This is a genomic window from Variovorax sp. YR752 (assembly GCF_943372545.1).
Genome location: NZ_CALRZC010000236.1, coordinates 1 through 12,482 on the forward strand (window position 1 = coordinate 1; position 12,482 = coordinate 12,482).

Genomic DNA, 12,482 nt, shown 5'->3' on the forward strand with positions numbered 1-12,482 from the left:
CCGGCTGCAGCCCGGCGGCTGGGGCGTGCTGCTCGGCGGCGAGCTGGCGCGCAGCCTGGGCGTGCGCGAGGGCGACAAGCTCACGCTGATCACCCCCGGTGGCCAGGTCACGCCGGCTGGCGCGATCCCGCGCCTGAAGCAGCTCACCGTGGTCGGTACCTTCGACTCCGGGCACTTCGAGTACGACAGCGGCCTGGCGCTGATGCACCTGGACGACGCGGCGCGCCTGTTCCGCGTCGAGGGGCCGACCGGTGTGCAGCTGCGCCTGAAGGACGTACAGGCTGCGCGCACGGTGGCCGAGCAGCTCGGCCAGACGCTCGGCGCCGGCTTCGAGCTGCGCGACTGGACACGCAGCAACCGCGCCTGGTTCGATGCGGTGCAGATCGAGAAGCGGCTGATGTTCATCATCCTGACGCTGATCGTCGCGGTGGCCGCCTTCAACCTCGTCTCGACACTGGTGATGACGGTGACCGACAAGCGCGCCGACATCGCCATCCTGCGCACGCTCGGCGCCAGCCCGCGCTCGGTGATGGGCATCTTCGTCGTGCAGGGCGCGACGTCGGGCGTGATCGGCACGCTCTCGGGTGTGCTGCTGGGCCTGCTGGTGGCGGTGAACATCGACGTCATCGTGCCGGCGATCGAGCGTGCGCTCGGCGTCAGCTTCCTGCCCGGCAGCATCTACCTGATCAGCCGCATGCCCAGCGACCCGCAGCGCGGCGACGTGTGGCCGATCGCGCTGATCTCGCTGCTGCTGTCTTTCCTCGCCACGCTCTACCCGAGCTGGCGCGCCAGCCGCGTGCAGCCGGCGCAGGCGCTGCGTTATGAGTGAGGCGGCCATCAAGCGGCCGCGCGAGCTGCCCTACGAGTTGCAGGTCGGCTGGCGCTACCTGCGTGCTGCACGCGGCGGCAGCGACAACGGCTTCATCTCCTTCATCTCGGCGGTGGCGATGCTCGGCATCGCGCTCGGCGTGGCGGCGCTGATCGTCGTGCTGTCGGTGATGAACGGCTTCAGCAAGGAAGTGCGCGACCGCATGCTGTCGGTGATCGCGCACGTGCAGATCTTCGACGCCAACGGTGGCGCCCTGCCCGACTGGCAGGCCACTGCAGCGCGCGTCGGCCAGCACCCGGGGGTGACAGCGGTGGCGCCCTTCGTCGCCATGCAGGCGCTGCTCGGCCGCGGCGAGGAACTGCGCCCGGCGCTGCTGCGCGGCATCGACCCGGCGGCCGAGGCCGGCGTGTCGGAGCTCGCCAAGAGTCTGCAGTCGTCCGTGCTCGGCAAGCTGGTGCCGGGCCGCAACGAGGTGGTGCTCGGCGCCGAACTGGCGCGCAAGCTCGGCGCCGCGGCCGGCCAGCGTGTCACGCTGGTGGTGCCCAACGTCGCGCGGCCCGGCGGCGCGCCGCGTTTGCTGCCGCTGACCGTGGCCGCCACCTTCGAGGCCGGCCACTACGAGTACGACAGCACGATGGCGCTGATGCTGATCGGCGACGCGCGCGCGCTGTTCGGCCTGGCCGGTCCGACCGGGCTGCAACTGCAGCTGGCCGACCGCGACCGCGCCGGCGAGGTCGGCGACATCCTCGCCCGTGAACTCGGCCCGGCTATATTCGTCAGCGACTGGACGCGCACGAACCGCCAGTGGTTCGAGTCGGTGCAGATCCAGAAGCGCATGCTCTTCCTCATCCTCGCGCTGATCGTCGCGGTGGCGGCCTTCAACCTCGTCTCCATGCTCGTCATGACGGTGACCGACAAACAATCCGACATCGCCATCCTGCGCACGCTGGGCGCCACGCCGCGTTCGATCATGGGCATCTTCATGGTTCAGGGCGCCGCGTCCGGCTTCATCGGCACGCTGGCCGGATTGCTGCTGGGCCTGCTGCTCGCCTTCAACGTCGGCAGCCTGGTGCCGGCGATCGAGCGGCTGCTCGGCACCACGCTGCTGCCGGCCAACGTCTACCTGATCAGCCACATGCCCAGCGACCCGCGTGGCGGAGACATCATTCCCATCGTGATCATCTCGCTGCTGCTGTCCTTCATCGCCACGCTCTACCCGAGCTGGCGCGCGAGCCGCGTGCAACCGGCGCAGGCGCTGCGCCATGAGTGAGGCCATCGTCCAGGCGCAGAACCTGCACAAGCGCTTCACCGAGGGCGGGCTCGACGTGCCGGTGCTGCAGGGCATCGACCTGGCCATCCAGCCGGGCGAAACGGTCGCCGTGGTCGGCGCGTCCGGGTCGGGCAAGAGCACGCTGCTGCACCTGCTCGGCGGACTCGAGGCGCCGACGCAGGGCACGGTGCTGCTGGCCGGGCGCAACCTGGCCTCGCTGAACGCGGCCGAGCAGGGCGAGTGGCGCAACCGCCACCTCGGCTTTGTCTACCAGTTCCACCACCTGCTGCCGGAGTTCACCGCGCTGGACAACGTCGCGATGCCGCTGCGCATCCGCCGCATGGAGGTGGCCGAGGCGCGCGAGCGGGCGGGTGAGGTGCTGGGCCGAGTCGGGCTGGCCGAACGTGCGCTGCACCGGCCTGCACAGCTCTCCGGCGGCGAGCGCCAGCGTGTGGCGATCGCGCGTGCGCTGGCCGGCCAGCCGGGCTGCGTGCTGGCCGACGAACCGACCGGCAACCTCGACCGCGACACCGCGGATGCGGTGTTCGCGCTGATGCTGGAACTGGCGCGCAGCCAGGGCACCGCCTTCGTGCTGGTGACGCACGACGAGTCGCTGGCGGCGCGTTGCGATCGGGTGCTTCGCCTGGTCAAGGGGCGGTTCGCGGGCTGATCGGTGCGAAGCCCTCAGCTCACCCGCCCGAACCAGGCCACCGACAGCGCCGCGGCAGCCGCCACCAGCAGCGCCCCGAGCGCGGCGAACAGCGCGCTGATCTCCGTCTCCTTCTTCTCGACCACCAGCCGCGTCGACAGGCCCTGGTAGACCTTCTTCAGGTCTTCGGCGGTGCCGGCGTAGAAGTAGTCGGCGCGCGTCGTCTGCGCCACGGCCTTGAGAGCATCCTCGTCGAGCCGCACACGCATCGACCAGCCTTCGAAGCCGATCGTCTCGCCATCCTTGGTGCCGATTCCCACCGTGTAGACGCGCACGCCGCGGTCGGCGGCCATCTTCGCCGCCTCCAGCGGATCGGGGCCGGTGGTGCGCTGGCCGTCGGTCAGCATGATGATCGCCGCCGAGCCGAACGAGCCGGGCTCCACCGGCGTGAACTCCGGCTTGGGCTTGTCGTTCGGTCCCGGCGGCATCGCCTTCTGGCCGGTGATCTGCGACAGGTCGATGCCGGCCTCGGGGAACAGCGCCGCCAGCGACAGCACGATGCCGCTGCCGGTGGCGGTGCCGCGCTGCAGCTGGAAGCGGTCGATCGCCGCGTAGACGTCCTCGCGGCTGTGCGTGGGCGGTTGCACGATGGCCGCCGTGCCCGCGAACTGCACCACGGCCACACGCACGCTGCGCGGAAGCTCGGCAACGAAGGTCTTGGCCGCCTCCTGGGCGGCCACCAGCCGGTTCGGTTGCACGTCGGCAGCGCGCATGCTGCCCGAGACGTCCATCGCCAGCACGATGGTCTCCTGCTGCGATGGCAGGGTGATCACCGCCGCCGGCCGCGCGGCGGCCAGCAGAAGCACCGTGATGGCCAGCAGCATCAGCGCCGGCGGCAGGTGGCGCTTCCAGCCCGCACTCCTGCCCATCGCCTGCTTGACCAGCGCGAGGTTGGCATAGCGCAGCGCGGTCTTCTTTCGCCGGCCGAGCAGCCACAGGTAGGCCAGCACCAGCAAGGGCACGGCCACCAGCAGCCAGAGCATCTCCGGCCAGACGAAATTCAGCGGGATCGTGCCTTTCATGACGCCCTCCGCGGTTCGTTCCTCAGCACGCCCAGGTGCGACGGCGCGCCGCCACCGGCGGCCATGCGGCTGCGCTGACGGCGCAGGTCGGCGAAGCGCAGGATGGCATCGAACAAGTCGTCGTCGGTGGCCAGCTCCAGCGTGTCGACGCCGGCCTGCGCGAGCGAGGCGAGCAGCGCCGTCTCGCGCGCCTGCGCGGCGGCGGCGAAGCGCTCGCGGAAGCCGGCGTCGTGGGTGTCGACCAGCAGTTGCTCGCCGGTCTCGGCGTCGCGCATGGTCACCAGGCCGATGTCCGGCAACTCCATCTCCAGCGGGTCGTACAGGCGCACGGCGGTCACGTCATGGCGGCGCGACAGTTCGCCCAGCGCCTGCTCCCAGCCCGGCGGGCTGATGAAGTCGGAGACCACGAACACCGTGCAGCGGCGCTTGATCAAGCGCTGCCCGGCGAGCAGCAGGTCGCGCAGCTGCGTCGCGCCTTGTGGCGCTTCGGCGGGGCGCTGCGCCATGCGCTGCAGCAGGTGCAGCACATGCATGCGGCCGGCGCGTGCCGGGATCACGGTGTCGACCTCGGTGCCGTAGAGCAGGGCGCCGACGCGGTTGCCATGGCGCGTCAGCAGCCGCGACAGCACGCCGACGAACTCGCGCGCGACGCCGCGCTTGGCACGTTCGTCGGAGCCGAAGTCGACGCTGGCGGAGAGGTCGACGAGGAACCAGGCCGCGAGCTCGCGGTCTTCGGTGAACTGGCGCACGTAGGGCTGCTGCAGCCGCGCGGTGACGTTCCAGTCGATGTGGCGCACGTCGTCGTGGTGCTGGTACTCGCGCAGGTCGGCCAGGTCCAGCCCGGCGCCGCGCATCAGGGTGCGGTAGTCACCCTGCAGCAGGCCGTCGAGACGGCGGATCACCGTCCATTCGAGGCGCCGCAGCAGGGCCTCCGCGCCCTGCGTTCCAGGGTCCCGCAAGGCCTCCGGATCGGCGGCTTCAGTTCTTTCCGGCACCTTGTTCATGCGGAGCGAGCGGCTTGTCGGGGGCGGGAATCTTCTGCATCACCTGGCGGATGATGCCGTCGGCATTCAGGCCATCGGCCAGCGCCTCGTAGCTGAGCACCAGGCGGTGGCGCATCACGTCGCCGACCAGCCCGGTCATGTCTTCCGGCAGCGCGTAGCTGCGGCCGCGCATGTAGGCCAGCGCGCGGGCACCCTCGATCAGGCCGATGGTGGCGCGCGGGCTGGCGCCGAAGCTGAGGTACCTGGCGACGTCGGCCAGGCCGTACTGCGCCGGCCGGCGCGTCGCGCTGACCAGCTTGACGGCGTACTGCATCAGCGAGGGGTCGACGTAGACCTTGCGGCACTCCTGCTGCAGTTCGGCGAGCTGGCCCATGCTGGCCACCGCCTGCACCTGCACGGGCGCGCCGGTGACGCGCTGGGCAACGACGAACTCCTCTTCCTCGCTCGGGTAGTCGACCAGCACCTTCATCATGAAGCGGTCGACCTGCGCCTCCGGCAGCGGGTAGGTGCCCTCGGTCTCGATCGGGTTCTGCGTGGCCATCACGAGGAAGGGCTCGGGCACCTTGTGGGTCACGCCGGCGATCGTCACCTGGCGCTCCTGCATCACCTCGAGCAGGGCGCTCTGCACCTTGGCCGGCGCACGGTTGATCTCGTCGGCGAGCAGCAGGTTGGTGAAGACCGGCCCCAGCGAGGTGTCGAACTCGCCGGTCTTGGGGCTGTAGATGCGCGTGCCGACCAGGTCCGCCGGCACCAGGTCGGGCGTGAACTGGATGCGCTTGAACTGGCCGCGCAATGTCTGCGCCAGCGTCTTCACCGTCAGCGTCTTGGCCAGGCCGGGCACGCCCTCGACGAGCAGGTGGCCGTTGCTGAGCATCGCCACCATCACGCGCTCGAGGAAGGCATCCTGCCCGACGACGACGCGCTTGACTTCGTAGAGCACCCGCTCCATCAGCGTGGCGGCCTGGGCGCTGCCGGGGTTGGTCGAATCCATGAAGCTCCTCGTCAGAACGGTGGCATGCCGGCGCCGGCGGCGGCGTTCTCGATCGGCACGGCGAAGCCGATGCCGACGAACACCCGCTGCTTGGTCGGGTTGAGGATGGCGGTGACGACGCCGACCACTTCGCCTTCCATCGTCACCAGCGGCCCGCCGGAATTGCCCGGATTGGCCGCCGCATCGAACTGGATCAGGTTGGTCAGCGTTCGTTCCCCCTCGGGCGAACGGAATTCGCGCTTCAAACCCGAGACGACGCCTTCCGAGGCCGAGGGGCCGATGCCGAAGGGGAAACCGACCGCCATCACACGGTCGCCCGGGTTCAGGTCGCCGGTGCCGCGCATGGTGGCGGCGTGCAGGTCGTCAGGGACCTTCATCGCACGCAGCACGGCCAGGTCGTGCTCGGGCATGACGCTGATCAACTTGGCGTCGGCCTCCAGGCCGTCCATGAAGGTCACCTTGACACGTTCGGCGCCCATCACCACGTGCAGGTTGGTCAGGATGGTGCCGTTGTCGACGATCACCACGCCGGTGCCGACGCCACGTTCCTGGAAGCCGGGCAGGTCGCCGGTGTCGCGCTTGGGCCGCGCATCCTCGGCTTCCTTGGCGTCCTTCGGGTCCTTGCCGGGCTTGCGCTCGCCGTGCGGCGCCTCTCCTTCGCGGTCGTAGCCGACCACGCGCACCACCGAGGGGATGATCTTGTCGTAGGCGATCGCCGCCGCCGAGGTCAGCGGTTTCTCCTCGATCGACTTGCGGACCAGGTGATCGATCTGCTCGAAGGTCAGTGGCGCGGGCGCCTTCGGACCGATGCGCCAGAACAACGCCACCGCGATCAGCGCGAGTACCGCCAGCGCCCACAGGCGGCGCTCATGGCGGGCCGCGAATCCGGCCAGGCGCGCGCGGCGCGATGCAACCGCCGGCGCGACCGGCTCGGGTGGCGGCGCGACGGTGGCGGCCACCCCCCGGCGAGAACGGCTGTACAGCGGTGCCTTCATCATCGACTGCTCCGGCGCGAGGCCCAGGGACGGGATGCGTTGCAACAGTAGCACGTCCGCGCGGAACCTGTCGCAGCGCAGGCATGATGCGCGCCGTGTGGATCGACACCCATTGCCATCTCGACGCTCCCGAGTTCGACACCGACCGCGAGGCGGTGGTGGCGCGCGCCCGTGCGGCCGGCGTGACCATGCAGGTGCTGCCGGCGGTGGAGGTGGCGAACTTCGCCGCCGTGCGCGAGCTCGCCCATGCCCACGGCTGCGCCTACGCGCTCGGCATCCACCCGCTGTACGTTCACCGTGCCGCGGATGAAGACATCGACCGCCTCGACGCTGAGCTGACCGAGGCGCGCGACGACCCGCGGCTGGTGGCGGTCGGCGAGATCGGCCTGGATCACTTCGTGCCCGGCCTGGACCGCGAGCGTCAGGAGCGCTTCTACGTCGCGCAGCTGAAGCTGGCGCGGCGCCACGGCCTGCCGGTGATCCTGCACGTGCGCCGCTCGGCCGACGGCCTGCTCAAGCAGCTGCGTCGCATCGAGGTGGCTGGCGGCATTGCCCATGCCTTCAACGGCAGTGCCCAGCAGGCGCAGGCCTTCGTGGATCTCGGCTTGCGCCTCGGCTTCGGCGGCGCCGCGACCTTCGAGCGCGCACTGCAGATTCGCGAGCTGGCGCGCACGCTGCCGCTGGCGGCGATCGTGGTCGAGACCGATGCGCCCGACATCCCGCCGCACTGGCTGTACCGCACCGCGGCGCAGCGCGCCGCGGGCGAGACCAGCCGCAACGAACCGGCCGAGCTGCCACGCATCGGCGCGCTGCTCGCCGGCCTGCGTGGCTTGATGGTGGACGAGTTCGCCCATGCGACCAGCGCCAACGCGCGCGCCGCCCTGCCGAGGCTCGGATGAGCGAGCTCCTGCACGGCCTGGCCCCGGTGATCGGCCGCCAGACGCGGCTGGTGGTGCTGGGCAGCTTCCCGAGCGTGGCCTCGCTGCAGGCGCAGCAGTACTACGCCCACCCGCGCAACCAGTTCTGGCCGCTGCTGTCGGCGCTGTGGGGTGTCGACCTGGCCGGCATGGCCTACCTTGCGCGGCTGGCCGAGGTGAAGCGCCGCGGCCTCGGCATCTGGGACGTCTACGCGAGCTGTCGTCGCGACGGCAGCCTGGACAGCGCGATCGAGGACAGCGTGCCCAACGACCTGGCCAGCCTGAAGCGGCGCGCGCCGCGGCTGTCGGCGGTGGCGCACAACGGCGGCGAGTCGGCCAAGGCGATGGCGATCACGCGCACGCTCGGCGTCGAGGTGCTCCGCCTGCCCTCCACCAGCCCGGCCAACGCCAGTTGGAGTTTCGACCGCAAGCTGGCGGCCTGGCGCGAGGCCTTCGCCACGCACGGGCTGCTCTGAACCGCACCGCATGACGACAAGACGAAAGACCGATCCCGAACTGGCCCCGGCCACCCTGTCCGAGTTCGACGGCGTGCGCTACCTGCACCTGGGCACGCCCTGGGTGCAGGGCGCGATGCGCATCCGCAAGCCGGCACAGATCGAGCTGGAGTACGTGCAGCGCATGATGGCCTGGATGCTGCTGCGGCCGGCCGCCGAACTCGCCAAGGGCCATGCGGTGCAGCTCGGGCTGGGTGCCGGCAGCATCACCCGCTTCACCCACGGCGTGCTGAAGATGAAGACCACCGTGGTCGAGCTGAACCCGACGGTGATCGGCGTGTGCCGCGCCTACTTCCGCCTGCCCGACGAGGGGGCGCGCTTCCATGTGCTCAACATCGATGCGCAGCACTGGGTCGACGAGGTCGCCGAGCCCGGCGGCACCGACGTGCTGTGCGTCGACCTCTACGACCACCAGGCCGCCGGGCCGGTGCTCGACAGCGAGGAGTTCTACCGCGGCTGTGCGCGGGCCTTGTCCGAGCACGGCGTGATGAGCGTCAACCTGTTCGGCCGCCACGCCAGCTTCGCGCGCAGTGCGAAGCGCATCGCGGCCGCCTTCGCCGGCGGCCTGGTGATTTCGCTGCAGCCGACCCGGGAAGGCAACACCGTGGTGCTCGCCACGAAGCAGGCGGAACTGCCAGACCGTGACGAACTCGCCGCGCGCGCGCAACAGATCGACACCGGCTACGGCTTGCCGGCGCGAAAATGGCTGCGCATGATCCGCCCACTGTCCGGCGCCCCGACCGCTTCTCCATGAATGCACCCGATCTGATGCTCGACAAGCCGCACGTCGGCCCGCTGGACTGGCGCGTGCTGCTGCGCTGGCTGCGCCGCGACGGCCTGATCAGCGAGGAGTCCGCGCGTGCCACCGAGAAGCGTTTCCACGGCGCCGACAGCCGCCAGCACCCGCTGGTGCGCATCGCCAGCCTGGGGCTGCAGCGCGACAAGGAGCCCGGCAAGGGCCGCGTGCTCGACGTCGAGGCGCTGACCGAATGGCTGGCGGCCCGCGTGCAACTGCCCTACCTGCGCATCGACCCGCTGAAGGTCGACGTCGGCCGCGTCGCCGAGGTCATGTCGATCAGCTATGCCGAGCGGCGCAAGGCCTTGCCGATCAGCGTCGGCCTGCGCGACGTGACCATCGCCACCTGCGAGCCCTGCGACATCGCCTGGGTGCCGGAGATCGAGGCCCACACCGGCAAGCCGATCAAGCTGGTGGTGACCAGCCCCGTCGAGCTGCAGAAGTACACCACCGAGTTCTACAGCCTGTCGAAGTCGGTGCGCGCGGCCATCAAGACCGGCGAGACCTCCACGCTGGCCAGCTTCGAGCAGCTCGTCGAACTCGGCCGCAGCAACAAGCAGCTCGATGCCAACGACCAGGGCGTGGTGCAGGTGGTCGACTGGCTGTGGCAGTACGCCTTCGACCAGCGCGCGTCGGATATCCACCTCGAGCCGCGCCGCGAGCGCTCGGTGATCCGCTTCCGCATCGACGGCGTGATGCACAACGTCTACCAGGTGCCGCTGGGCGTGCTCAATGCGATGATCGCGCGCGTCAAGCTGCTCGGCCGCATGGACATCGTCGAAAAGCGCCGCCCGCTGGACGGACGCATCAAGACGCGCAACCCGGCGGGCGACGAGGTCGAGATGCGCCTGTCGACGCTGCCCACCGCCTTCGGCGAAAAGATGGTGATGCGCATCTTCGACCCCGACACCACCGTCAAGTCGATCGACGCGCTGGGCTTCGGCAACCACGACGGCAAGCGCTGGGAGGATCTGGTCGGCCACGAGCACGGCATCATCCTGGTCACCGGCCCGACCGGCTCGGGCAAGACGACCACGCTGTACTCGACGTTGCGCCGCCTCGCCACCGACGAGGTCAACGTCTGCACCATCGAAGACCCGATCGAGATGATCCAGCCTTCGTTCAACCAGACGCAGGTGCAGGGCAACATCGACCTCGGCTTCGCCGAAGGCCTGCGCGCGCTGATGCGCCAGGACCCGGACATCATCATGGTCGGCGAGATCCGCGACCTCGAAACCGCCGAGATGGCGACGCAGGCGGCGCTGACCGGCCACCTCGTCTTCAGCACGCTGCACACCAATGACTCGGTCTCCGCGATCACCCGCCTCGAGGACCTGGGCGTGCCGCCCTACCTGATCGGCGCGACGGTGATCGGCGTGCTCGCGCAGCGTCTGGTGCGCACGCTGTGCCCGGCCTGCAAGCAGCCCGACGACGGCCTGTCGCGCGAGGCGCTCGGCGAGTTCGTCAAGCCCTGGCGGCTGACCGGCGGCGTCAAGCCCTACAAGCCGGTGGGCTGCCTCGAGTGCCGAATGACCGGCTACCGCGGCCGCGCCGGCCTGTACGAGTTGCTGACCGTGGGCGAGGGCGCGCGCCAGTGCATCTCGCCGACGACCGACATCGCCCGGCTGCGCAAGCAGGCGTTGCAGGATGGCCTGCGCCCGCTGCGCGTGGCCGGCGCGATGAAGGTGGCCGAAGGCCTGACGACGCTCGACGAAGTGCTCCGCGCGACCCCAGGTTGGGAGTGAGCGAAGCGCGGCCCGCGGCCGGCCGCGAGACGCGGCCGGCGCTCCGCAGGCGCGAGGCCATCCTCAGGATGGCCTCACGTCCGGCGTCGCTCCCCTCGGGGGATCGGCCGGCGTACCCGCCTGCCGAGGGGCCGTCACCTTACGTGTAAACCACACAGGTCAGTCGGGCATCGCTGCCTAGAATCGCCGCAAACATTCCGTTCGCGGAGGAGATTCGCAGTGAAGATCAAGAGCCAGCGCGACTTCTGGTCGGGCCTGATGTTCGTGGCCGTCGGCCTCGGCTTTGCGTGGGGGGCCACCGAGTACAGCTTCGGCACTTCGGCGCGGCCCGGCCCCGGCTACTTCCCTTTCGGCCTGGGCATCCTGATGGCCGTGCTCGGCGGTGCCGTGCTGTTCAAGGCCCTGACCATCGCGACCGAAGACGGTGAGCCGGTGGGCCGTTTCGCGTGGAAGCCGCTGATCATCATCGTCGGCTCGATGGTCGTGTTCGGCTTGCTGCTGCCGCGCGTGGGCATGTTCATTGCGCTGCCGCTGCTGGTCATCACGTCGGCGCTGGCCGGCGACGAGTTTCACTGGGGCGAGGCGATCGTGAACGCCGCCATCATCACCGCCTTCAGCTGGCTGGTGTTCATCTACGGGCTGAACCTGACGATTCCGCTCAAGCCGTGGTTCATGGGCTGAGGAGCGAACAATGGAACTGCTTGACAACCTGGCGCTCGGATTCAGCGTCGCCTTCACCTTCCAGAACCTGCTGTACGCCTTCGGCGGCGCGCTGCTGGGCACGCTGATCGGCGTGCTGCCGGGCCTCGGCCCGGTCGCGACGATCGCCATGCTGTTGCCCTCGATCTATTCGCTGGATGCGACGCCGGCGCTGATCATGCTCGCCGGCATCTACTACGGTGCGCAGTACGGTGGCTCGACGACGGCCATCCTGATCAACGTACCGGGCGAGTCGAGTTCGGTCGTGACGGCGATCGACGGCTACCAGATGGCCCGTCAGGGCCGTGCCGGCGCCGCGCTCGCCGCAGCCGGCCTCGGGTCCTTCTTCGCCGGCTCGGTGGCGACGATGATCGTCGCCGCCTTCGCGCCGCCGCTGACCGAACTGGCCTTCAAGTTCGGCCCGGCCGAGTACTTCTCGCTGATGGTGCTGGGCCTGATCGGCGCGGTGGTGCTGGCCTCGGGCTCGCTGGTCAAGGCGATCGCGATGATCCTGCTCGGCCTGCTGATGGGCCAGATCAACACCGACGTCATTTCCGGCACGCCGCGCTACAGCTTCGACATCCCCGAACTGACCGACGGCATCGGCTTCGTCGCCATCGCGATGGGCGTGTTCGGCTTCGGCGAGATCATCGCCAACCTCGGCCGCCCGGCCGAGCACCGCGAGGTGTTCACCAAGGACGTCAAGGGCCTGTGGCCGACCCGGCAGGACTTTCACGACGCCTGGCCGGCGGTGCTGCGCGGCACGGCGCTGGGCTCGATGCTCGGCGTGCTGCCCGGCGGCGGGGCACTGCTGTCCTCGTTCGCGGCCTACACGGTGGAGAAGAAGATCGCCAAGGACGCCAGCCGCTTCGGCAAGGGCGACATCCGCGGCGTGGCCGGCCCCGAGTCGGCCAACAACGCCGGTGCGCAGACCTCGTTCATCCCGATGCTGACGCTGGGCATCCCGCCCAACGCGGTGATGGCGCTGAT

Annotated in this window: 13 protein-coding genes; 9 read left to right on the forward strand and 4 right to left on the reverse strand. The window is 70.0% G+C overall.

The genetic code is table 11. From position 1 onward, the window contains the following. The 3 genes from AAG801_RS34445 to lolD all read left to right on the forward strand — a co-directional run. The coding region (locus AAG801_RS34445; protein WP_341892457.1) for an FtsX-like permease family protein at window positions 1-829 on the forward strand (829 nt) is incomplete at its 5' end. Next, window positions 822-2,099, forward strand: a complete 1,278-nt coding sequence (locus AAG801_RS34450) for a lipoprotein-releasing ABC transporter permease subunit (RefSeq protein ID WP_341892458.1) — start codon at window positions 822-824, stop codon at window positions 2,097-2,099. The genes AAG801_RS34445 and AAG801_RS34450, both read left to right, overlap by 8 nt. After that, window positions 2,092-2,769, forward strand: a complete 678-nt coding sequence (gene lolD / locus AAG801_RS34455; protein ID WP_341892459.1) for a lipoprotein-releasing ABC transporter ATP-binding protein LolD — start codon at window positions 2,092-2,094, stop codon at window positions 2,767-2,769. The genes AAG801_RS34450 and lolD overlap by 8 nt, the downstream gene beginning before the upstream one ends. Before the next feature lie 14 nt (window positions 2,770-2,783). On the opposite strand, the gene AAG801_RS34460 is transcribed toward lolD, so the two are convergent. Genes AAG801_RS34460 through AAG801_RS34475 form a run of 4 tightly spaced genes read right to left on the reverse strand, consistent with a single transcriptional unit; the run spans window position 2,784 to window position 6,823 of the window. Continuing rightward, window positions 2,784-3,812: a VWA domain-containing protein gene (locus AAG801_RS34460; RefSeq protein WP_341892467.1), complete on the reverse strand. Its 1,029-nt coding sequence runs from the start codon at window positions 3,810-3,812 to the stop codon at window positions 2,784-2,786. 14 nt (window positions 3,813-3,826) lie between these two features. Beyond that, entirely contained in the window at window positions 3,827-4,834 is a 1,008-nt protein-coding gene (locus AAG801_RS34465) for a DUF58 domain-containing protein (RefSeq protein WP_341892460.1), read from the reverse strand. Next, window positions 4,809-5,825, reverse strand: a complete 1,017-nt coding sequence (locus tag AAG801_RS34470; RefSeq protein WP_341892461.1) for a MoxR family ATPase — start codon at window positions 5,823-5,825, stop codon at window positions 4,809-4,811. Before AAG801_RS34470 ends, AAG801_RS34465 begins: the two co-directional genes overlap by 26 nt. An 11-nt stretch (window positions 5,826-5,836) precedes the next feature. Then, window positions 5,837-6,823 (reverse strand): trypsin-like peptidase domain-containing protein, encoded by a 987-nt coding sequence (locus AAG801_RS34475; protein WP_341892468.1) that lies wholly within the window; start codon window positions 6,821-6,823, stop codon window positions 5,837-5,839. An 83-nt stretch (window positions 6,824-6,906) separates the two neighbouring features. Between AAG801_RS34475 and AAG801_RS34480 the strand changes: the two genes are divergently transcribed. The 6 genes from AAG801_RS34480 to AAG801_RS34505 form a co-directional block, all read left to right on the forward strand. After that, a complete protein-coding gene (locus AAG801_RS34480; RefSeq protein WP_341892469.1) occupies window positions 6,907-7,719 on the forward strand; it encodes a TatD family hydrolase in 813 nt (270 codons plus the stop codon). Continuing rightward, the gene (locus AAG801_RS34485) at window positions 7,716-8,213 is read left to right on the forward strand and encodes a DNA-deoxyinosine glycosylase (RefSeq protein WP_341892462.1); all 498 of its coding nucleotides are present in this window, start codon (window positions 7,716-7,718) and stop codon (window positions 8,211-8,213) included. The genes AAG801_RS34480 and AAG801_RS34485 overlap by 4 nt, the downstream gene beginning before the upstream one ends. Before the next feature lie 10 nt (window positions 8,214-8,223). Next, window positions 8,224-9,006, forward strand: a complete 783-nt coding sequence (locus AAG801_RS34490; protein ID WP_341892463.1) for a spermidine synthase — start codon at window positions 8,224-8,226, stop codon at window positions 9,004-9,006. Then, window positions 9,003-10,793, forward strand: coding sequence for a GspE/PulE family protein (locus AAG801_RS34495; RefSeq protein ID WP_341892464.1), 1,791 nt, complete (start codon window positions 9,003-9,005; stop codon window positions 10,791-10,793). The genes AAG801_RS34490 and AAG801_RS34495 overlap by 4 nt, the downstream gene beginning before the upstream one ends. A gap of 219 nt (window positions 10,794-11,012) precedes the next feature. Beyond that, complete coding sequence (locus tag AAG801_RS34500) at window positions 11,013-11,474, forward strand: tripartite tricarboxylate transporter TctB family protein (protein ID WP_341892465.1); 462 nt, start codon at window positions 11,013-11,015, stop codon at window positions 11,472-11,474. A 10-nt stretch (window positions 11,475-11,484) separates the two neighbouring features. After that, the coding region (locus tag AAG801_RS34505) for a tripartite tricarboxylate transporter permease (RefSeq protein WP_341892466.1) at window positions 11,485-12,482 on the forward strand (998 nt) is incomplete at its 3' end.

Coding starts and splice junctions, on each gene's coding strand:
- AAG801_RS34475 (WP_341892468.1), bottom strand. CDS start 6,823: ATGATGAAGGCACCGCTGTACAGCCGTTCTCGCCGGGGGGTGGCCGCC.
- AAG801_RS34450 (WP_341892458.1), top strand. CDS start 822: ATGAGTGAGGCGGCCATCAAGCGGCCGCGCGAGCTGCCCTACGAGTTG.
- AAG801_RS34495 (WP_341892464.1), top strand. CDS start 9,003: ATGAATGCACCCGATCTGATGCTCGACAAGCCGCACGTCGGCCCGCTG.
- AAG801_RS34485 (WP_341892462.1), top strand. CDS start 7,716: ATGAGCGAGCTCCTGCACGGCCTGGCCCCGGTGATCGGCCGCCAGACG.
- lolD (WP_341892459.1), top strand. CDS start 2,092: ATGAGTGAGGCCATCGTCCAGGCGCAGAACCTGCACAAGCGCTTCACC.
- AAG801_RS34480 (WP_341892469.1), top strand. CDS start 6,907: ATGCGCGCCGTGTGGATCGACACCCATTGCCATCTCGACGCTCCCGAG.
- AAG801_RS34465 (WP_341892460.1), bottom strand. CDS start 4,834: ATGAACAAGGTGCCGGAAAGAACTGAAGCCGCCGATCCGGAGGCCTTG.
- AAG801_RS34470 (WP_341892461.1), bottom strand. CDS start 5,825: ATGGATTCGACCAACCCCGGCAGCGCCCAGGCCGCCACGCTGATGGAG.
- AAG801_RS34490 (WP_341892463.1), top strand. CDS start 8,224: ATGACGACAAGACGAAAGACCGATCCCGAACTGGCCCCGGCCACCCTG.